The following is a 20,917-nucleotide window of genomic DNA, read 5'->3' on the forward strand; positions in this document are numbered from 1 at the left end:
AGGTCCGCACCGCTCATGCCGCCGCCCCCGCCGTGGTCGCCTCGGGAGTGCGCGTTCGCATGCGACTCCACGACGAACGCACCACCTTCTGCACGGTCGAGTCGAGTGCGACGGCGACCACGAGCGTGGCCCCGATGAGGATCGTCTGCAGGAACGGGGGCGCCTGCAGGAAGGCGAGCCCGTTGCGCAGCACCCGGAGGAAGAGCACGCCTCCGATCACCGCGCCGATCTTTCCGATGCCGCCGGTGATCGCGACGCCTCCCAGGAGCACGACGGTGAGGGCATCCAGTTCGAGCCCGGCGCCGACCGTGGGGCTCGCGCTCTGCACCTTCGCCGCCAGCAGCATGCCGGCAAGAGCCGCGCCCACCCCGGTCGCCACGAAGAGAAGGAACTGCACCCGGCGCACCGGCACGCCCATGAGCACCGCCGCGCGGCGACTTCCGCCCGTGGCGAAGATCTGCTTGCCGAACGCGGTGTGACCCAGCACCCACCAGGCCACGACGATCGCCACGGCCAGGATGGCGAGGGTGATCGGGAACGGCCCGATCTTGAGCGAGGCCAGCGCCGCGAACTCCCCCGGGAGGTCTCGGCCGCTGATGCCGCGGCCGTTGGTCAGCAGCAGTGCCAGACCGCCCCAGACACTCAGGAACCCGAGGGTGACGACGAAGGAGTTCAGACCCCAGTACGCGACGAGGATGCCGTTGACGACCCCGGCGGCGGCCCCGACGAGGAGCCCGACCGCCACGCCGAGCCAGAACGAGCCGGTCTCGCGCATGGCGATGGCGGCGGAGACGGTCGCCAGCGACGCGATGGAGCCCACGGAGAAGTCGATCGAACCGGAGATCACCAGGAGCGCCAGCGGCAGGGCGACCAGCGCCAGCTCGACGGATTGGCCGAGGATGTTCGAGACGTTCGGGAGTCCGGCGAAGTTCGGATTGGTCAGCGCGAACGCGGCGAACAGGGCGAGCAGGGCGAGGAAGATGCCGTTCTGCGCGAGCAGGAGTTTCAGGCGAGGAAGGTTCACAGCGGGTGGATCTCCGAGTCAGAGGGAACAAGGGTGGCCGGGTCGGGCGCGGAAGGCGCGTCGGCCATGTCGAGGAGGGTCTCGAGCAGGTCGGCCCCGAACGAGGCCGAGCGCGCGACGGCGACGGAACGCCCGTCGTGCAGCACATAGGCGCGATCGCAGGTCAGGGCGATCTCATCGCCCTCGGCGGATGCCACGACCACCGCGGTACCGTCGGCGGCGAGCTGGCGGACCACCCGGGTGATGTCACGTTTGGCCCCGACGTCGACGCCCTGCGTGGGTTGCTGTAGGAGGAGCACCCGCGGGGTCTCGACCGACAGCCAGCGCGCGAGCAGGTGCTTCTGGCGGTTGCCGCCGCTGAAGCTCGAGATCGGCGTGACGCCATCGGGTCCGTGCACGGCGAACTGCTCGCGCGCATGCGCGTACTCCCGCGCGCCGGTCGACCGTGAGGTCCACCAGCCGCGCGCTCCCAGCTTGGACAGCCAGGGCACGATGACGTTGTCCTTCGCGGACATGTCGGCGAGCAGTCCGTCGACCTCCCGATCGGCCGGCACGGCGTACACGCGGTGGCCGATCGCGTCGGCGGGTCCTTTCAACCGCACCGGCTTTCCGTCCAGCTCGACGGTCGCCGCCGACGGGCCGCCGGCGGTGATGGCATCCAACGCCGCGAACTGCTCTCCGGCGGCCATCCCGTACAGGCCGACGACTTCGCCGCGTCGCACGGTGAACCGCTCGGTGGCCAGGGCGACCTCGCCGGGTGTGGCCGGGGTGTGGTCGACGTCGTCGCTGTCGGGCGCGAGAGCCCGGGCGATCGCCTCGGCAGTGAGACCGGCCAGCGGCTCGTCCATGACGAGGGCGCCCCCTCGGAGCACGAGGATGCGGCTGCAGATCTCGACGACGTCAGGCAGCCGGTGCGAGACGTAGACCACCGTGGCGCCCTGCGCGGCCAGATCGCGCACGAGCGCGTGCAGAGCGACGGTCTCGGCATGGCCGAGGGCTGCGGTGGGCTCGTCGAGCAGCAGCAGCCGGGTGCGGGAGTTCATGAGACCTCGCGCGAGCTCGAGCATCTGGCGCTCGCCGATCGCCAGCGCGCCGACGGTCAGATCCAGCGGAACGTCGAGTCCGACCCGTGCCAACGCGGCCGATGCCCGCTCCCGCAGCTCCTTTCCGGCGGCGCGGCCCGGAAGACCGAGGGTGAGGTTGTCGAGCACGCTGAGTCCGGGGATCAGAGCAGGGTCCTGGTGGATCACGGTGATCCCGGCGAGGAGGGCGGCGGCGGGAGTGAGACCACGCCCGATCTCCTCCCCGCCGAAGCGCACCGACCCTTCGGTGGCCTGGGCGATGCCGCTGATGAGATTCAGCAGGGTGCTCTTGCCGGCGCCGTTGTGGCCGAGAAGGCCCACGATCTCGCCCGGCGCGAAGTCGGCGTGGATGTCATCGAGCGCGCGGGTCGCGCCGAACGACATCCCCACTCCCCGGAGGGAGAGGAGTGGGGATGCGGGGGTGTCCGTCGTCATGGAGTCGGATCTCAGCCGGCGAACTCGACCGCGTTGTCGGCGGTGACGCGACGCTGGACGAGCTCGCCGTCCTGCGGGTCGCCTTCGGCGGCGGCGATCAGCAGCTCGGCGCAGACGGCGGCGATGTCGGCGGCGGTGGCTCCGTACGCGACGCGCCAGAAGGTGCTCTCATCCATCAGCACCTGGGCGACCTGCGTGTCGACGTCGAGGCTGCCGAGGAGGGTGTCGGCGGCATCCTCGGCCACGCCGGAGTCCAAAAGCGCCTGGTAGGCGCCGAGGCCGCTGGCCGCGTCGAAGGCGAGCCAGACCTTCGTGTCGGGCGCGGCGGCGAGCGCGTTCTGCACGCCGGAGTAGCCCTCGTCGAGGTTGGTGGCGACGACCTCGTTGATCACGGCGTTCGGGACCACCGAAGAGAAGCCCTCTTCGAGTCCGGTCGAACGCTCGCGACCGAAGTCGTTGTCCCAGTAGCCGAGCACGGTGACGGCGATGTCGGTGTCGGCGCCGAACTGCTCGGCCGCCCACTCCCCGGCATCCGCGCCGACCTGGAAGCCGTCGGCATATCCGTCGGAGATGAGCACGCCTTCGGTGCCCTCCCACGGCAGGGTGTAGCCGAGCACCGGGATGCCGGCGGCGGCGGCTTCGGCGGTGACCGGCACGAGCGCGTCGGCCGAGGCGGGGTAGCCCATGATCGCCTTGACGTCGCCGCGCTGGATCCACGCCTGCCAGTCGCTGACCTGCACCTGGGTGTCGAGGTTCGGGTCGTCGGAGAGGAACTCGTACCCCGCCTCGCCGACGAGGTCGGGCATCAGCTCGAGCACCTCGCTCCAGATCGGCACCTGCGAGGGCGCCGGGAAGCTGAGGGCGACGGCGCCGAGGGATGCCGTGGGCGATGTGCCGTCATCGTCGGCGGCGGGTGTGGTCTGCGCGGTGCAGGCGGTGAGTGCGAGGGACGTGACGGCTGCCGCCGCGATGATGAGCCCCAGTTTCTGACGTGCCAATGTGGTGCCTCTCTGTGATCGACCGGTGCTTCGGGTCCGGTAGACCAGTAGTAATCGAAAACGAATCCGATTCGCAATCGTTTTAACGTAGACTTAACAAACCGCGACACCGCGGAAACCGATGCACGTTGAAGGAGCAGATGTGGCATCCAAGCTCGGCCGTCCCAGCAAGCCCCGTCTGACCCTGGATCAGATCGAGCGCACCGCCCTGGAGCTCATCGACGAGACCGGCGACCTGCAGATGGTCGCCCTGGCGGAGCGGCTGAAAGTCGCCCCGTCGTCGCTGTACAACCACGTCGCGGGATTGAACGGCGTCATCGAACTGATCCGTCGGGGCATGTCGCACAAGGTGCCCTCCCCCGTCGCGCGCGATGACTGGCGCGAGTCGGTCCGATCGCTCCTCACCGCGCTGACGGGCCTGTACTCCGCGCACCCGAACGCCCTGCCGCTGCTGTTTCGCAACCGCATCGAGAGTGTCGAGGTGCTCCGCATCTACGACGACTTCATCGCCGGCCTGATCCGCGCCGGCTTCTCCGACGATTCGCTCATGTCGATCGTCATGCTCGTCGACGGACTCGCCCTGGGCTTGGCGACCGGCCTCCAGCAGCCGGTGCTGAGCGAAGAGGAGACGGAAGCGCTTCCCTCACTGGCACACACCCTGGACCGCGCCGGCTACGACCGCACTCGCGCGCTCGCACTCAGCTTGGAAGTCGTCATCGCCGGCCTCGAGGCCAAACTCGCACGAACGAGCTGAATTCCTCGTAGGCGACCCGCGGCGTCCTACCCCCGAGCATCCGTCGCGCCCCTCAACGCATGACGCTCGTAGAGGGCGACCGCGTCACCTCCTCCACCGCACCCTGCCACGCCCAACATCGGTACTCCCGTTCCGCGACCGTGAACCGGATGGCCACCGCCTTCGTCGTCCATATACATGCCTCGGCCGAGACCTGAAACGCGTTGTCCCCGAACCGCACCCACGCCTTGACTGGCTTCGGCCGCGGATCAGTCGTGCAAGGGTGAACATCGAGTTGCAACTCCTCGCGTCCGAGGGTCTGGAGTCGGCCCGCCGCTGCGGCACGTTCGAGGCTCCCTCGGGTACTCGGCGAGTGAGGCGATACTCGCCGTCGACGGAGTGGATGATCACGGCCGACGCATTCGCATCGAGACGGCATTGCAATTGCCGGATCTCCCCGGGAGGTTCATGGAACGGAAGCGTTGGTTCAGACGTACTCACGACTAGGTCGACGAGTCGCATGAGCATTGTGTCGCCATGCTCATCCTCGACAGCTCCAATGATGTGCTCAGCGAGCGCAGGTCCCGGAAGGACGTTCAGTTCGAGCCGCAGCGCTGACTGAATCCAGTTGACTCGCCACGCGGTGACGTAACCGCCGCGCAAGTCACTCAGCCGTTCTTCGAGCCATAGGCGGATCGCGGGGCGCAACACGTCAGGGAGCACCTCACGCACGGTCCTTAGGTCCGCTAGCTCACCCTCGGTCGCATCCCAGGGTTCCCAGATCATCAAAACGAAGCCTATCTGGACACCCGCGCGCTCGATGCGGGCTTGCAACCATCGGAGCACTCATTGACACGTCACGACCTCGGATAGAGCCTTTCCGCTAGAGCTACCTCTAGCTTCGCGATCGTGCGCAGATCAGGCCATCCGGAACCGGACAGCAGTTTTCGCACCGTTCCCTCGTCGAGCCCAGCTGAAGCAGCCACGTTTCGGACGCTCGAAGTGCCGATGGCGCGACGAACGTTCACCGCAAGCTGGCGTGCGACTTCGGCCGCAGGGTCCGCCGAGGCTCAGCTGGCCAGGACTCGGTAAGCTCCGCTGGAGTGGAACGGCCGTGCTTAGTCACAGCAATCCCCCACTCCGACGAGACTCACAACTTCTTGGTGCAGCGAGACAGCTTTCACTGATCCCTTGTGCCAACTGCGCAATCTGCGCCACACCGTCTGGTGCGCGCCAACTTCAGGGTGGTGGATTGCCATGATCTGTGATGCCGCACAGGTCACCTAGAAGTCCCAGTCCTCGTCTTCCGTGGCGACGGCCTTGCCGATGACGTACGACGACCCCGAGCCGCTGAAGAAGTCGTGGTTCTCGTCGGCGTTCGGCGAGAGCGCCGACAAGATCGCCGGGTTCACGTTGGTGACCGTCGACGGGAACATCGCCTCGTAGCCGAGGTTCATGAGGGCCTTGTTCGCGTTGTAGTGGAGGAACTTCTTGACCTCCTCGGTCAAGCCCACCCCATCGTACAGATCCTGCGTGTACTGCACCTCGTTGTCGTAGAGCTCGTAGAGGAGTGAGAAGGTGTAGTCCTTGATCTCGTCGCGCTCGGCCTGGCTGAGCTTCTCGAGTCCCTTCTGGAACTTATAACCGATGTAGTAGCCGTGCACGGCCTCGTCGCGGATGATGAGGCGGATGATGTCGGCCGTGTTGGTCAGCTTCGCCTTGCTCGACCAGTACAGCGGCAGGTAGAAGCCCGAGTAGAAGAGGAACGACTCCAGAAGAGTCGAGGCCACCTTGCGCTTGAGGGGCTCGTCGCCGCGGTAGTAGTCCATGACGATCTGCGCCTTGCGCTGCAAGTTCGGGTTCTCCACCGACCAGCGGAACGCGTCGTCGATCTCCGGCGTCGAGCACAGCGTCGAGAAGATCGACGAGTAGCTCTTGGCGTGCACCGACTCCATGAACGCGATGTTCGTGTAGACGGCCTCTTCGTGCGGAGTGATCGCGTCGGGGATGAGCGACACCGCGCCCACGGTCCCCTGGATCGTGTCGAGGAGCGTAAGCCCCGTGAACACCCGCATCGTGAGGGTCTGCTCCTCGGGCGTCAGCGTGTTCCACGACTGGATGTCGTTGGACAGCGGCACCTTCTCGGGTAGCCAGAAGTTGTTCACGAGGCGGTTCCACACCTCGAGATCCTTGTCGTCCTGGATGCGGTTCCAGTTGATCGCCTGCACGTGGTCGACAAGCTTGAGCGGTTCGGGGGTCATGATCGTGGTCCTCGTTTTCCGGTCGTGGAGTGAGCGAAGCGCGGGGCTCAGAGCATGCAGGAGACGCACTCGGACATGTCCGTGCCCTCCAGCGCCAGCTGCCGCAGACGGATGTAGTAGATCGTCTTGATGCCCTTGCGCCACGCGTAGATCTGCGCCCGGTTGATGTCGCGAGTGGTGGCGGTGTCCTTGAAGAACAGCGTCAGCGACAGCCCCTGGTCGACGTGCTGCGTGGCCGCGGCGTACGTGTCGATGACCTTCTCGTAGCCGATCTCGTAGGCGTCTTCGTAGTACTCGAGGTTGTCGTTCGTCATGAACGGCGCCGGGTAGTAGACGCGGCCGATCTTGCCTTCCTTGCGGATCTCGATCTTCGACGCGATCGGGTGGATCGAGCTCGTCGAGTTGTTGATGTACGAGATGGACCCGGTGGGAGGCACCGCCTGCAGGTTCTGGTTGTAGATGCCGTGCTCCTGGATGGAGGCCTTGAGGGCACGCCAGTCGTCCTGCGTGGGGATGTGGATGCCGGCGAACAGCTCGGTGACCTTCTCGGTCTGGGGAGCCCACTCCTGCTCGATGTACTTGTCGAAGAACTCCCCCGACGCGTAGGTCGAGTCGGCGAAGCCGTCGAAGGTCGTCTTCCGCTCGATCGCGATGTTGTTCGAGGCGCGCAGCGCGTGGAAGAGTACCGTGTAGAAGTAGATGTTCGTGAAGTCCAGGCCCTCTTCCGACCCGTAACGCACGTGCTCGCGAGCGAGATAGCCGTGCAGGTTCATCTGTCCGAGGCCGATCGCGTGCGAACGGTCGTTGCCGTCCTCGATCGAGCGGACCGAGCGGATGTGGCTCTGGTCGCTGACGGCGGTGAGCGCCCGGATGCTGGTCTCGACCGTGCCCGCGAGGTCCTTCCCGTCCATCGCCAGGGCGATGTTCATGGAGCCGAGGTTGCAGGAGATGTCCTTGCCGATCTGGGCGTAGGAGAGGTCTTCGTTGTAGGTCGTCGGGGTGTTGACCTGCAGGATCTCCGAGCACAGGTTGGACATGTTGATGCGCCCCTTGATGGGGTTGGCGCGGTTCACCGTGTCCTCGAACATGATGTACGGGTAGCCCGACTCGAACTGGATCTCGGCGATCGTCTGGAAGAAGTCGCGCGCCTTGATCTTGGTCTTCTTGATGCGGGCGTCGTCGACCATCTCGCGGTACTTCTCGGAGACCGAGATGTCCCCGAAGGGCACGCCGTAGACCTTCTCCACGTCGTACGGCGAGAAGAGGTACATGTCTTCGTCGTTCTTGGCGAGCTCGAACGTGATGTCAGGCACCACGACACCGAGCGACAGCGTCTTGATGCGGATCTTCTCGTCGGCGTTCTCGCGCTTGGTGTCGAGGAACTTCATGATGTCCGGGTGGTGCGCGTTCAGGTACACCGCGCCGGCGCCCTGACGAGCACCGAGCTGGTTGGCGTAGCTGAAGCTGTCTTCGAGAAGCTTCATGACGGGGATGATGCCGCTGGACTGGTTCTCGATCTGCTTGATCGGCGCGCCGGACTCGCGGATGTTGGAGAGCAGGAGCGCCACGCCGCCGCCGCGCTTGGAGAGCTGGAGAGCGGAGTTGATGCCGCGGGCGATCGACTCCATGTTGTCCTCGATGCGCAGCAGGAAGCACGAGACGAGCTCGCCGCGCTGGGCCTTGCCGGTGTTGAGGAACGTCGGGGTGGCCGGCTGGAAGCGGCCGGAGATGATCTCGTCGACGAGCTTCTCGGCGAGCTTCTCGTCACCGTCGGCGAGGCCGAGGGCCGTCATGACGACGCGGTCTTCGAAGCGCTCCAGGTAGCGCTTGCCGTCGAACGTCTTCAGCGTGTAGCTCGTGTAGTACTTGAAGGCTCCGAGGAACGTCTCGAAGCGGAACTTGGCCGCATAGGCGCGGTCGTTGAGGCGCTGGATGAAGTCGAACGAGTACTTCTCGAGCACGGCGCCCTCGTAGTACTCCTTCTCGACGAGGTAGTCGAGGCGCTCCTTGAGGGAGTGGAAGAACACGGTGTTCTGGTTCACGTGCTGCAGGAAGTACTCCCGCGCAGCGCGCTTGTCGGCGTCGAACTGGATCTTGCCGTCGGCGCCATAGAGGTTGAGCATCGCGTTGAGCGCGTGGTAGTCCAGCCCTTCGAACCGCTCGTCGGTCTTGAAGGTCGTCTCGGTCACTGCAGCTTCCACCATCGTTCCAATCCGTCGGTCACCCGATCGACGTCGTCCTGCGTGCCGAACAGTTCCAGCTTGTACAGGTGCGGCACGCGGCACTTGCGGCTGATGATGTCTCCGGCGCGACAGAAGTCGTCGCCGAAGTTGGTGTTGCCTGCGGAGATCACTCCTCGGAGCAGGTTCCTGTTGTCCTCGTCGTTGAGGAAACGGATCACCTGTTTGGGGACGGCGCCCTTCTCCTCGCCCCTTCCCTGTCCTCCGCCATAGGTGGGGGTGACCAGCACGAACGGCTGGTCGACCACGAGGGCCGGGTCGGAAGGGTAGAGGGGGATGCGCAGCGCCGGCATCCCGAGCTTCTCGATGAAACGCGCCGTGTTGCCCGACACACTCGAGAAGTAGACGAGCAGCGGCGCGTGGGTTGCTGTCAGCATCTCAGCGCCGCCCCCGCCTCATGCCAGCCGCGAAGCCAGCTCGTCGATCTTGTCGGGACGGAAGCCCGACCAGTGGTCTTCGTCGGTCACGACGACCGGCGCCTGGAGGTAGCCGAGCGACTTGACGTGCTCGAGTGCCGCCGGGTCCTCGGACAGGTCGAGGATCTCGTAATCGATGCCCTTGGAGTCGAGCGCGCGGTAGGTCGCGTTGCACTGCACGCAGGACGGCTTGGTGTAGACCGTGATCGCCATGGTGACCCGTTCTTCCTCTCAAAAATCATGGTTTCGTCGGCGGGAGCCCGCCGGGAGTCCAATACTACATATGGGGACGGACATCGGAGGCAACCACAAGGGATAGTAGTTACATCCGTGTAGTTTTCCACCGCTCTCCCCTGGTTCAACACAGGTTGTCCACCGATTCATCCACAGGCTGCGGCGTGTCGTCGAACCTGGAAAACGCCTGAATCACCGGCCTTTTCACCGACTCCGTCGGATCTGTCCACAGCCCGGACGCTACGACGGGCCGCCGACATCGGATCCGCCTGTGGAATGCACGCCCCGGCGTGTCGCGGCGTGTCCCCGCGGGTCGCTAGCGTGGAGGGGTGGCCGCCTACCGGGATCTCCTTCGCACTCCGGGGGTCGCGCGCATCATCGCGGCGCAGCTGACCGCCCGCTTCCCCAACGGCATGACGAGCCTGGCGATCCTCCTGCACGTGGAGCAGACCACCGGATCGTACGGAGCGGCGGGGCTCGTGCTGGCCGCAGCCTCCATCGGCCAGGCGGTGGCGGGGCCGGTGACCAGCCGGTGGATGGGCGTGTGGGGCATGCGGCGCGTGCTCACCCTGACGACGGCCGTCTGCGCCACCGCGATCCTCGTGCTGGCGCTCGCGCCGATGCCGCTGTTCGGCTACATGTTCTTCGGCCTGGTCGCGGGCCTGTCGACACCGCCGGTGCAGTCGGCCGTCCGCACGATCTACCCGAAGATCGTCAACTCTCGACAGCTGACGCCGCTGTTCTCCCTCGACGCGAGCCTGCAGGAGATCATCTGGATCCTCGCGCCCGTGCTGATCACGATCGTCGCGACGCAGGCCGGCACCGTCGTGGGGCTGCTCCTGATCGTGGCGTTCCTCGTCGGCGGCGGCGCGTGGTTCATCCTCTCCCCCGAGGTCGGCCGCGTGCGCATCCCGCGCAGCCGCCGCGCGTTCGGCAAGGTGCTCGCCAAGCCCGTCGTGCTCCTGGCCACGGTCACCGGCTTCCTCCTGATCGGCGCGTGCTCGGCCGTGGAGGCCGGTGTCGTGGCCACCTTCGGGCACGGCGGACTCGATGCGGGCATCGTCCTCGCGATCTTCTCGCTCGGTAGCCTCGCCGGAGGCCTGTCGTTCGGGCACATCCCGATCGGGCGGTGGGCGATGGCGCGGCGGCTGACCGTCGTGGCGGTGGGCCTGACCGCCACGGTGTTCCTGCTCGCGTCGTTCTGGGGTGTGAGCGCGTCGCTCTTCCTCGCCGGGATCGGCATCGCCCCGGCGCTGGCCGTGATGTTCGCCATGACGAGCGCGAGCGTCAAGTTCAGCGAGACGGCCGAGGCCTACGGCTGGATCGGCACGGGCCAGCTGATCGGCGCGGCCGCAGGGTCGGCCGCCGCGGGCTTCCTCATCGACGGCGTCGGCCCGGTCGGTGCGTACTGGGCCGCCGCGGCCTTCGCGATCGCCGGCGCGGTCGTCGCGATCGCGTGCGTCCGCGGATTCCCCGACCTCCGCGGCCGGGACGCCAGCCCCATCCCCGACACCGAGCCGGTGCCCACGATCACCTGATCCGCGGCCCGCGTGGGGGCGACGGCGGATCCACGGCGCACAACGGCGGAGCCACAGCCCGACACGCCGTACTTTCTTCCGCAACACGCCGCCTCGGGCCGCCGAACTCCGCCGTTGTGCACTCGAGCACCCGAGCGCCCACCCGCCAGCATCAGCCGCGAGGACTCACTCGATCCGGCGCAGCACCGACAGCACCGCGAGCGCGTACGCGTCTTCGGGCTGCGGATGCTCGAACGACTCGGCTCGGCCGGCGAACTCGATGTCCACGACGTGCGTGTCGCTCTCCCGCCTCAGCGAGCGGAATGCGCCGCGCAGCAGCTCGCGGAGCTGGTCCTCGCGCGGCAGCCACAGTGCATCGTCGAGGGCGACGGAGTCCAGCGCCCACTCGGTGGTGCCGTTGAAGGCGAGGATCGTGCCGGTGGGGTAAGAGCGAGGCTCGATCGTCATCTCGCTGACGGTGAAGACGTCCGCCTCGAACTCCGGCTCGTCGAGCTGGAACCGATCGCCCGACCGGGGGTGCCACACGAGGCCGGCGTCCCGGAGCGCGAGAGCGAGGTCTGTCGAGATCATGCGCCCATCCTCCCCCGAACGAGCCCACCACGGCGCGGCGGAGGGACAATGGAGCGGTGACCGCGTTCGATCCTTCCGTGCTCCTCCCCGACGATCTGCTCGACCGCATCCGCCGCCGCGCGGCCACCGTCGACGCCGAGAACGTCTTCCCCGAGGACGACCTCTCCGACCTGCGCGATGCCGGGTACCTCGCCGCGTTCGTCCCGACGGAGCTCGGCGGTGCGGGCCTCGGACTCGCGGAGGTGTCGCTGCTGCAGCAGCGTCTGGCGGGGGCGGCGCCTGCGACTGCCCTGGCAGTCAACATGCACCTGGTGTGGACGGGCGTGGCCAAGGTGCTCGCCGACCGCGGGATCGACAGTCTGCGCTTCGTCCAGGAGGGGGCGGTGGCCGGAGAGGTGTTCGCCTTCGGGATCAGCGAGGCCGGCAACGATCTCGTCCTGTTCGGCAGCGATACGGTCGCCGCCCCGCAGGGAGACGGCGGCTACACCTTCACCGGCACCAAGATCTTCACGTCGTTGGCGCCGGTGTGGACCCACCTGGGCCTCCACGGGCTCGACACGTCGAGCCCCGACGGCCCGCACCTGGTCTACGCCTTCGTGCCTCGCTCCGACCAGGTGGTGACGCGCGATGATTGGGACACGCTCGGGATGCGCGGCACGCAGTCGCGCACGACAGAGCTCCACGGCGCCTACGCGCCGGCCGACCGGGTGGTGCGCAGGCTCGCTCCCGGTCCGCAGCCGGACCCTCTCGTCTTCGGCATCTTCAGCGTGTTCGAGCTGCTCCTCGCCTCGGTGTACACCGGGATCGCACGGAGGGCCCTCGATCTCGCCGTCGAGACCGCACGGTCACGCACGTCGAAGAAGACCGGCCTCGCCTACAGCCAGGATCCCGACATCCGGTGGCGCATCGCGGAGATGGCGCTCGCCTACGACGCCCTCCTCCCCCAGCTCGACGCCCTCAGCCGCGACGTCGACACTGCGGCCGACCACGGCGCGATGTGGTTCGCCAAGCTCAGCGGGATGAAGCACCGCGCGGTCACCGCGGCCAAGCACATCGTCGACGAGGCGATGCTCGTGGCGGGCGGTTCGTCGTACTTCACGAGGAACGAGCTCAGTCGTCTGTATCGCGACGTGCTCGCCGGCCAGTTCCATCCTTCCGACCCGGAATCGGCGCACAGCACCGTGGCCGCCGCCTGGCTCGGTCCGCTCGGCTCCTAGCCGCCGCCTTCCTGTCGCGCGCGGCGGCTCAGGACGCCTGCGGCGCAGGCACAACGGCGGACCACGCACCCGACACGCCGCGGTCCGGCGCGCTCAGGCCGGCGTGTCTCCCATCGAATCCGCCGTTGTGCATCCGCCGACGAATCGTCGCGGCGGCCCCGGTCAGCGGCCTTCGAAGTCGTACGCCTTGAGCATCTCGGCGATGGCGCGCTCACGCTCCTCGCCGCCGCTGTCGAACATGTGCGCCACGTGCGTGCGGAGGTGGTTCTCGATCAGGAGCTTGTCGAGCGAGGCGAGGGCCTTCTGGATCGCTCGGGACTGACCGATGATGTCCATGCAGTAGTCCTCGTTCTCGATCATCTTGGCGAGACCCCGCAGCTGTCCCTCGAGGATGCTCGTACGGTGGCGGGCACGCTTCTTGATGTCGTCGATCACGCCCGTCAGGATACGCCGCTCCGGCATCGCCACCGCGGTACCACCGCAGGCGCCATGCGATCATTGCGGCATGCCTCGCACACCGATGTCGCTGCTGAGCCCCGCCGATCAGGCGCGCCTGCGCGGATTGAGGCTCATGAAAGCGGTCGCGCTGGGCGCGCTGCTCGTCATGGCGGTGATCTTCGTCGTGGCCTTCGCGCTCGAAGACCGCTACCCGTGGCTGGGGTACGTGCGCGCCGCCGCAGAAGGTGGAATGGTCGGCGCTCTGGCGGACTGGTTCGCTGTCACCGCACTGTTCCGCCACCCTCTCGGGATCCCGATCCCCCACACCGCGATCATCCCGCGCCGCAAGGACGAGATCGGCCGGACACTGGGCGAGTTCGTCGAGACCAACTTCCTCGACAGCGCGGTCGTGCGCGAGAAGCTCCTGTCGACGCGGATCGCGGAGAAGGCGGGCGAGTGGCTGCGCGTCTCCGAACACGCCGAGAGCGTCGCCGCCGAGGCCGCGACGATGGCCACAGGGGTCCTCCGCGCCCTGAGCGACGATGAGGTGCAAGACCTCATCAGCGACCTCGCCCGCGAGCACCTCCTCGACCCGGAATGGGGACCCACGGTGGGCGGCTGGCTCGATCGGGTCGTGACCGCCGACGCGCATCGAGATGCCGTGGATCTCGGCGTGGACAGCATCGCCACGTGGCTCCACGGCAACAGGGAGGCCTTCTCGGGACTCGTGTCGCGGCGCCTGCCCTCGTGGGTGCCCTCGGTCGCGATGCGCCTGGTCGACGACACGGTGTACCACGAGGCCATCACGTTCATCGAAGCCGTGCAGAAAGACGCCGACCACCCCGCTCGGCGGGCGGTCGACGCCTACCTCCGGCGACTGGCGGACAACCTCCAGCACGACCCGGCCACGATCGGGCGTCTCGAGGAGGCCAAGAGCGCCGTGTTCGACAGTCCGCGTGTGCGTGAGCTCGCCACCGACGCGTGGAACACGGCGAAGAGCGGACTGCTCCGCTCGCTCGACGACCCGGAGAGCGGGCTGCGCCGACGCCTCACGGAAGCACTCATCGAGATCGGCAGTCGGCTGCACGCCGACCCGGCGCTGCAACGCCGGGTGGACGATCGCATCACCGATGCCGCGGTGTTCCTCGTGGGCCGCTACCGCCATGACATCGCCTCGATCATCACCGACACGGTGGAGAAGTGGGACCCGGCCGAGACGACCGAGAAGATCGAGCTCATGGTGGGACGCGACCTCCAGTACATCCGCCTCAACGGCACGGTCGTCGGCGCGCTGGCGGGGCTGGCGATCTACGCGATCGCTCACGCGGTGCTGTGACGACACCGTGACGACCATGCGGCGCAACCCCCTTCGCGCCCGCCTGAGCGGCGGGTAGCCTGAACGACGTGGCAGATGCCGAGCACCTCCTGTTCACCTACGGGACTCTTCAGTTCGCCGAGGTGCAGCTCGATACGTTCGGCCGGCTCGTGGCCGGCGAATCGGACGTCCTTCCGGGGTACACGATCGACTACGTGGAGATCGAAGACGCCCGCGTCGTGGACCTCTCGGGGTTGTCGGTGCATCCGGTGCTGCGCGAGACCGGGAACCCGGTCGACAAGGTCGTGGGAAAGGTGCTGTACGTGACCGCTGAAGAACTGGACGCCGCCGACGAGTACGAGGTGTCGCTCTATCGCCGCACCGCCGTGACCCTGGCCAGCGGACGCACGGCCTGGGTGTACGTCGGATGAGCGCGCTGCCGATCGACCCGCTCTGGCCCCGCGCGGGCGCCTGGCCCGAATGGACCGGACGCGCCGACGCCGTGCTCCTCGGCGCTCCCGCCTGGCGCACGTCGCTGTCGCCGACGGGCGCCCATGCCACCCCCGCGGCGATCCGGGAGGCGTTGCAGCGGTTCAGTCCGACTCTTCTCGGTCCGCCCGCGCTCGATCTCACCGATGTGCTCCGGATCGCCGATGCCGGCGACGTGGACGACCCCGATGGGGACGACGGCGAAGAGCGGCTGCGCGCCCGCGTGGCCGAGCTCTCGCGCGCAGCGCTCGTGATCGCGCTCGGCGGGGACAACTCGGTGACCTACGCGACCGCGCAGGGAGCGCGAGCGACCGGGCTCATCACCCTCGACGCGCACCTCGACCTCCGCGACGGGGTCTCGAACGGCTCGCCCGTCCGCCGCCTCGTGGAGGGCGGCCTGGACCCGAGGCGGATCGTCCAGATCGGGATCGCCGACTTCGCGAACTCCGCCGCCTACGCCCGGCGCGCCGCGGACTGGGGCATCACAGTGATCACGCTCGACGAGCTCAGCCGCCGCGGAATGGACGACGTGATCGCCCAGGCGATCGAGATCGCCGGTCACGACGGGACGATCCACCTCGACATCGATGTGGACGTCTGCGACCGGACGGTGGCCCCCGGCTGCCCCGCCTCGTTGCCGGGCGGCCTGGCCGCGTGGGAGTTGCGGGCACTCGTGCGTGGCCTCGCCGTCGATCCGCGGGTGCGGTCGGCCGACATCGTCGAGGTCGATGCGACCGCCGATGCCCCCGACGGGCGTACCGTGCGTCTCGCGGCCCTCTGCGTGCTGGAGCTCCTGGCCGGTGTCGCCGGACGCGCCGCACACACGGCGCCCGTGAGCGCACCGACGCCCGTGAAGGCCGAGCAGGACGACGACGCGGAGGAGGACGCCGCGGAAGACCACGATCCCGACGCGGATGAGGAGACGACCGCGACGCAGGAGGACGATCGATGACCACGCTCGTCCTCGTCCGGCACGCGAAGAGCGATTGGGGCGAGCCCGGCCTCGACGATCACGAACGCCCCCTCAACGACCGTGGTCGCCGCGATGCACCGGTGGTCGCAGCCCGGCTGGCCAAGACCGGATTCCGCCCCGGCGTGCTCCTGTCCTCGACCGCCCTGCGGGCCCGCACCACCGCGGCGGCCTTCGCCGACGCACTCGGTGTCGCGGTGGAGGAGCGCGACGACCTCTACGGCGCCTCCGCGCGCACCCTCCTGGCGACGGCGACGACGAGCGGACACGAGAGCGTGCTCATCGTCGCTCACGACCCGGGGATGACCGTGCTGGCCGAGTCGCTCTCCCGCGGCGGCATCGGGCACATGCCGACCTGCGCGGTCGCAACGTTCCGGTGGCGCGCCGACGACTGGGACGTCGCCAGCGCCCTCGACCCCGACGACTGGGAGTTCGACAGTCCGCGATAGCCGACTCAGACCCGCCGCACACCCTCGACGTACACCGCCTGGACGAGGGGCACACCTGGCCGGTAAGCCAGGTGCACGCGGGTGGGCGCATCGAGCACCACGAGATCGGCGCGTGCTCCCGCACCGAGGTGACCCACATCGTCGCGCCGCAGTGCCCGAGCCCCACCGGCCGTCGCCGCCCACACCGCTTCGGCCGGCGTCATGCCCATCTCCCGCACGGCGAGAGCGATCATGAGGGGCAGGGAGCTCGTGAAGCTGGAGCCCGGATTGCAGTCGCTGGCCAGCGCCACCGTCGCCCCCGCGTCGATCAGGCGCCGGGCGTCGGGATACGGATGCCGCGTGGAGAACTCGACACCGGGGAGCAGGGTGGCCACCGTCGATGATCCGGCCAGGAGGGCGACGTCATCATCCGACAGGTAGGTGCAGTGGTCGACCGAGGCCGCCCCCATCCCCACCGCGAGCGCGACCCCGGGCCCCGCCGACAGCTGGTTGCCGTGAACCCGCGGGAGGAGGCCGGCGGCGATCCCCGCCCGGAGGATGCGCTCCCCTTCCTCCGCGGTGAACGCGCCCGTCTCGCAGAACACGTCGATCCACCGCGCGTGCGGGCGAACGGCGTCGAGCATCGCGGTGCAGACGATCTCGATGTAGCCCTCCCGGTCGTCGTCCCACTCGGGCGGCACGATGTGCGCACCCAGGAAGGTGACCTCTTTCGTCACTTCCCGGGCCAGTCGCGCGAGTCGCTCCTCGCCCTCGACGGTGAGGTCGTAGCCCGTCTTGATCTCGAACGTCGTCGTCCCCTGGCGATGGAGCTCGGCGACCAGAGCCTGAAGTCGCTCGCGAAGCTCCTCGTCCGTCGCGGCGCGCGTCGCCGCGACGGTGCGCCGTATGCCGCCGGCGGCATACGGCACTCCCCTCGTCCTCGCCTCGAACTCGTCGGCGCGATCGCCCGCGAACACCAGATGGGTGTGGCTGTCCACGAACCCGGGAACCACGGCCCGGCCGTCCAGGTCGTGGCGCGCACCCTGCGTCGCATCGTGGTCCGTCAGGTCGAGGCGGCGACCCGTCCACGCCACCCGCCCATCACGGATCACGATCGCGGCATCAGCGATCGTGCCGCACGGGTCGTCGCCGTGCGCGACATTGGTCGTGAGTTCGGAGATCCCCGTCAAGACGGTCGTCGTCATGGCATCGGCACTTTCAGTCCGCGCTCCCGCGCCACCTCGGCGGCGCGCTCATACCCCGCATCAACATGACGCATCACACCGGTCCCTGGATCATTCGTCAGCACCCGCGCCAGCTTCTCGGCGGCCAGGGGCGTGCCGTCGGCAACGGTCACCTGCCCGGCATGGATGGAGCGACCGATCCCCACACCGCCGCCGTGATGGATTGAGACCCAGGAGGCCCCGGACGCCGTGTTCAGGAGGGCGTTGAGGAGCGGCCAGTCCGCGATCGCGTCGGATCCGTCGGCCATCGCCTCGGTCTCGCGGTACGGCGATGCGACCGACCCGGCGTCGAGGTGATCGCGGCCGATGACGATCGGCCCGGCGAGCTCGCCCGAAGCGACCATCTCGTTGAACTTCAGGCCGGCCAGATGCCGTTCCTGATATCCGAGCCAGCAGATGCGGGCCGGGAGCCCTTCGAACTGCACCGTCTCGCCGGCCTTCTGAAGCCACCGCCGCAGGGCCACGTCGTCGGGGAACAGCTCCGCCACGGCGCGATCCGTCTTCGCGATGTCCTCGGGGTCGCCGGAGAGAGCGACCCACCGGAAGGGGCCGCGCCCCTCGGCGAACAGCGGGCGGATGTAGGCGGGGACGAACCCCGGGAAGGCGAAGGCGCGCTCGTACCCGCCGAGCTCGGCCTCACGCCGGATCGAGTTGCCATAGTCGAACACAGCAACCCCGGCATCGTGGAATCCGACCATGGCCTCGACCTGGCGCGCCATGGACTCTCGCGCGCGCCGCGTGAACGCCTCGGGGTCGCGCTGCGCCTCGGCGCGCCACCGTTCGACCGTGACGCCCGACGGCAGATAGGCGAGGGGGTCGTGCGCGCTCGTCTGATCGGTCACGATGTCGATCTCCACCTCTCCCGCGCGGTGCCGCCGCAGCACTTCGGGGAAGACGTCGGCCGCGTTGCCGACCAGTCCGATGCTCCGGGCGGTCCGGGCGCGCTTGGCCGCCATGGCCTGCGTGAGTGCGGTCTCGAGATCGTCGGTGTACTCGTCGAGATAGCGGTGCTCGACGCGCCGCGCGAGGCGCGACGCATCCACGTCGACGACGATCACGACGCCCTCGTTGAGCGTCACGGCCAGCGGCTGCGCACCGCCCATTCCCCCGGCGCCACCGGTGAGGGTGAGGGTCCCGGCGAGATCCTGGACGCCCTCGCCGAGGCTCCGCGCGACGGCGGCGAACGTCTCGTAGGTGCCCTGGAGGATGCCCTGCGTACCGATGTAGATCCACGATCCCGCGGTCATCTGCCCGTACATCGTCAGGCCCAGCTGCTCGAGACGGCGAAACTCGGGCCACGTGGCCCAGTCGCCCACGAGGTTCGAGTTGGCGATGAGGACGCGCGGGGCCCATTCATGCGTGCGGAAGACGCCCACCGGCTTGCCGGACTGCACGAGGAGCGTCTCGTCGGGTGCCAGCTCGTCGAGCGTGCGCACGATCGCGTCGAACGCCTCCCACGAGCGGGCCGCGCGGCCGGTGCCGCCGTAGACGACGAGGTCTTCCGGATGCTCGGCCACGTCGGGATCGAGGTTGTTCATCAGCATGCGCTTGGCCGCCTCGGCGCCCCAGCTCTGGGCGGTGCGCTCGGCGCCGCGCGGCGCGCGCACGATGCGGGATGTGCTCATGGGGTGCTCCTGGAGGGCTCGGTAGCGGCGGGAACGGCGGGGCGCACGGGACGATCGCCCACCGCTTCGCGACCGATACGGGCGATGGATCCGTCGGCGACGAGGGCGACCACGGCCTCGATCTCCGGCGAGAGCGACCGGTCGGGTCCGGGACCGGCGACCTCGCGGCGGACGAGGTCGCGCACGCGCGTGGTGACCGGCCCCGGCTCCAGCGGCGCGCGCAGATCCAGGGCCCGGCAGCCCGTGAGGATCTCGATCGCGAGCACTCGGCCCAGCCCGTCGATCGCTCGACGCAGCTTGCGCGCGGCCGCCCATCCCATCGACACGTGATCCTCCTGCATCGCCGACGAGGGGATCGAGTCGACGGAGGCCGGCACGGCGAGCCGCTTCAGCTCCGACACGATGCCGGCGGCGGCGTACTGCGCGATCATCAGCCCCGAGTCCACGCCCACTTCGTCGGCGAGGAACGGCGGGAGCCCGTTGCTGCGGGCACGGTCGAGGGCGCGGTCGGTGCGACGCTCGGAGATCGAGGCGACGTCGGCCACCGCGATCGCCAGGAAGTCCAGTACGTACGCCACGGGAGCACCGTGGAAGTTGCCGTTGGACTCCACACGGCCGTCGGCGGTGACGACCGGATTGTCGACGACCGCAGCGAGCTCGCGCTCCGCGATCGACCGGGCGTGATCCACCGTGTCGCCGGCCGCCCCGTGCACCTGCGGTGTGCAGCGGAGCGAATAGGCATCCTGCACCCGGGTGCACACCGAGGGGTCGCGGTGACTCGCCACGATCGGTGAGTCGTGGAGGAACAGGCGCAGCCGCGCCGCGGATCCCGCCTGCCCGCGCTGGGGACGCAAGTCCATGAGGTCCTCGGCGAAGACGGCGTCGGTGCCCAATTGCGATTCGATCGACAGCGACGCGGCGAGGTCGGCCGTGATCAGGAGGTCGTCGAGATCGTGGAGCGCGAGGGCGAGCATGCCGAGCATGCCGTCGGTGCCGTTGATGAGCGCGAGACCCTCCTTCTCCTCCAGCACGAGGGGCACGATCCCCGCGGCGGCCAGTGCATCGCTCGCCGCGACCGGGTATCCCGCGACGCCCGAGCCTCCCACACGCACCTGCCCCTCGCCCAGTGCGGCGAGCGCCACGTGAGCCAAGGGCGCGAGGTCGCCCGAGCAGCCGAGGGAGCCGTACTCCCGGACGACGGGCGTGATCCCCGCGTTCAGAAGAGCGGCGTAGGTCTCCACGACGACCGGGCGCACCCCCGTGTGACCCGAGGCGAGCGTCTGCAGGCGCAGGAGCATCAGGGCGCGAACGACTTCGCGCTCGACTTCGGCGCCCGTTCCGGCGGCGTGCGAGCGGATGAGGCTCGCCTGCAGCTGCCGACGTCGTTCCGGGGCGATGAAGGTCGTCGCCAGGGCCCCGAAGCCGGTCGAGATTCCGTAGTGGGGTTCCGGGTCGTCGGCGAGGCGCTCGACCAGGGCACGGGTGTCCGCGACGCGCCGCAACGCGTCGTCGTGAACGACGACGCGTGCGTCGTGGCGCGCGACCGCGACGACCTCCTCCGTGCGCAACGGGCGAGCGCCGACGGTGACGCGCGCGAGCGAGGTCTGAACGTCCATGCCGTGATTCCATCGTGCGAGCGGCGCGGGGAACAGGGACCTCT

At 68.6% G+C, this 20,917-nt stretch carries 18 protein-coding genes and 1 pseudogene; 7 read left to right on the forward strand and 12 right to left on the reverse strand.

All coding sequences use genetic code 11. The annotated features are described in order from the left end of the window. Positions 1-13: 13 nt before the first annotated feature. The 3 genes from QM591_RS00415 to QM591_RS00425 are packed head-to-tail and all read right to left on the reverse strand — an operon-like array spanning position 14 to position 3,539. Positions 14-1,024: an ABC transporter permease gene (locus tag QM591_RS00415; protein ID WP_415128460.1), complete on the reverse strand. Its 1,011-nt coding sequence runs from the start codon at positions 1,022-1,024 to the stop codon at positions 14-16. Then, positions 1,021-2,541, reverse strand: coding sequence for a sugar ABC transporter ATP-binding protein (locus tag QM591_RS00420; protein ID WP_415128462.1), 1,521 nt, complete (start codon positions 2,539-2,541; stop codon positions 1,021-1,023). Before QM591_RS00420 ends, QM591_RS00415 begins: the two co-directional genes overlap by 4 nt. 11 nt (positions 2,542-2,552) lie before the next feature. Beyond that, complete coding sequence (locus tag QM591_RS00425; RefSeq protein WP_415128464.1) at positions 2,553-3,539, reverse strand: sugar ABC transporter substrate-binding protein; 987 nt, start codon at positions 3,537-3,539, stop codon at positions 2,553-2,555. A gap of 142 nt (positions 3,540-3,681) precedes the next feature. Between QM591_RS00425 and QM591_RS00430 the strand changes: the two genes are divergently transcribed. After that, positions 3,682-4,293 carry a TetR/AcrR family transcriptional regulator gene (locus tag QM591_RS00430; RefSeq protein ID WP_415128466.1) on the forward strand — a complete coding sequence of 204 codons (612 nt, stop codon included), beginning with the start codon at positions 3,682-3,684 and terminating at the stop codon, positions 4,291-4,293. 1,262 nt (positions 4,294-5,555) lie between these two features. Here QM591_RS00430 and nrdF read toward each other — a convergent pair. Genes nrdF through QM591_RS00450 form a run of 4 tightly spaced genes read right to left on the reverse strand, consistent with a single transcriptional unit; the run spans position 5,556 to position 9,402 of the window. Then, on the reverse strand, positions 5,556-6,533 hold the full coding sequence (gene nrdF / locus QM591_RS00435; RefSeq protein WP_067161667.1) for a class 1b ribonucleoside-diphosphate reductase subunit beta: 978 nt from the start codon (positions 6,531-6,533) through the stop codon (positions 5,556-5,558). A 47-nt stretch (positions 6,534-6,580) separates the two neighbouring features. After that, complete coding sequence (nrdE, locus tag QM591_RS00440; RefSeq protein ID WP_415128468.1) at positions 6,581-8,737, reverse strand: class 1b ribonucleoside-diphosphate reductase subunit alpha; 2,157 nt, start codon at positions 8,735-8,737, stop codon at positions 6,581-6,583. Beyond that, positions 8,719-9,150: a class Ib ribonucleoside-diphosphate reductase assembly flavoprotein NrdI gene (gene nrdI, locus QM591_RS00445; RefSeq protein ID WP_415128470.1), complete on the reverse strand. Its 432-nt coding sequence runs from the start codon at positions 9,148-9,150 to the stop codon at positions 8,719-8,721. The genes nrdE and nrdI overlap by 19 nt, the downstream gene beginning before the upstream one ends. A gap of 18 nt (positions 9,151-9,168) precedes the next feature. After that, positions 9,169-9,402, reverse strand: coding sequence for a redoxin NrdH (locus tag QM591_RS00450; protein WP_067161678.1), 234 nt, complete (start codon positions 9,400-9,402; stop codon positions 9,169-9,171). Between the two features lie 350 nt (positions 9,403-9,752). Between QM591_RS00450 and QM591_RS00455 the strand changes: the two genes are divergently transcribed. Then, the gene (locus QM591_RS00455; protein ID WP_415128473.1) at positions 9,753-10,961 is read left to right on the forward strand and encodes an MFS transporter; all 1,209 of its coding nucleotides are present in this window, start codon (positions 9,753-9,755) and stop codon (positions 10,959-10,961) included. Between the two features lie 165 nt (positions 10,962-11,126). Here QM591_RS00455 and QM591_RS00460 read toward each other — a convergent pair whose 3' ends face one another. Continuing rightward, positions 11,127-11,531, reverse strand: a complete 405-nt coding sequence (locus QM591_RS00460; RefSeq protein WP_415128475.1) for a pilus assembly protein CpaE — start codon at positions 11,529-11,531, stop codon at positions 11,127-11,129. Positions 11,532-11,587: 56 nt separating this feature from the next. Between QM591_RS00460 and QM591_RS00465 the strand changes: the two genes are divergently transcribed. Continuing rightward, positions 11,588-12,748, forward strand: a complete 1,161-nt coding sequence (locus QM591_RS00465) for an acyl-CoA dehydrogenase family protein (protein WP_415128477.1) — start codon at positions 11,588-11,590, stop codon at positions 12,746-12,748. Between the two features lie 162 nt (positions 12,749-12,910). Here QM591_RS00465 and QM591_RS00470 read toward each other — a convergent pair whose 3' ends face one another. Then, a complete protein-coding gene (locus QM591_RS00470; RefSeq protein ID WP_067162818.1) occupies positions 12,911-13,183 on the reverse strand; it encodes a metal-sensitive transcriptional regulator in 273 nt (90 codons plus the stop codon). A 70-nt stretch (positions 13,184-13,253) separates the two neighbouring features. Between QM591_RS00470 and QM591_RS00475 the strand changes: the two genes are divergently transcribed. The 4 genes and pseudogenes from QM591_RS00475 (at position 13,254) to QM591_RS00490 (ending at position 16,409) form a co-directional block, all read left to right on the forward strand. Beyond that, a complete protein-coding gene (locus QM591_RS00475) occupies positions 13,254-14,522 on the forward strand; it encodes a DUF445 domain-containing protein (protein WP_415128479.1) in 1,269 nt (422 codons plus the stop codon). Between the two features lie 68 nt (positions 14,523-14,590). Then, positions 14,591-14,932, forward strand: a complete 342-nt coding sequence (locus QM591_RS00480; RefSeq protein WP_157532385.1) for a gamma-glutamylcyclotransferase family protein — start codon at positions 14,591-14,593, stop codon at positions 14,930-14,932. Then, a pseudogene (locus QM591_RS00485) lies at positions 14,929-15,804 on the forward strand (arginase family protein); the annotation flags it as partial. The gene QM591_RS00480 and the pseudogene QM591_RS00485, both read left to right, overlap by 4 nt. 134 nt (positions 15,805-15,938) lie before the next feature. Next, the gene (locus QM591_RS00490) at positions 15,939-16,409 is read left to right on the forward strand and encodes a SixA phosphatase family protein (protein WP_415128482.1); all 471 of its coding nucleotides are present in this window, start codon (positions 15,939-15,941) and stop codon (positions 16,407-16,409) included. 5 nt (positions 16,410-16,414) lie between these two features. Here QM591_RS00490 and hutI read toward each other — a convergent pair whose 3' ends face one another. Genes hutI through hutH form a run of 3 tightly spaced genes read right to left on the reverse strand, consistent with a single transcriptional unit; the run spans position 16,415 to position 20,873 of the window. After that, positions 16,415-17,593, reverse strand: coding sequence for an imidazolonepropionase (gene hutI / locus QM591_RS00495; protein ID WP_415128484.1), 1,179 nt, complete (start codon positions 17,591-17,593; stop codon positions 16,415-16,417). Next, positions 17,590-19,257: a urocanate hydratase gene (hutU, locus tag QM591_RS00500; protein ID WP_415128486.1), complete on the reverse strand. Its 1,668-nt coding sequence runs from the start codon at positions 19,255-19,257 to the stop codon at positions 17,590-17,592. The genes hutI and hutU overlap by 4 nt, the downstream gene beginning before the upstream one ends. Further along, on the reverse strand, positions 19,254-20,873 hold the full coding sequence (gene hutH, locus QM591_RS00505; protein ID WP_415128488.1) for a histidine ammonia-lyase: 1,620 nt from the start codon (positions 20,871-20,873) through the stop codon (positions 19,254-19,256). Before hutH ends, hutU begins: the two co-directional genes overlap by 4 nt. Positions 20,874-20,917 lie beyond the last annotated feature (44 nt).

This window comes from Microbacterium sp. (assembly GCF_047607225.1).
GTDB lineage: Bacteria > Actinomycetota > Actinomycetes > Actinomycetales > Microbacteriaceae > Microbacterium.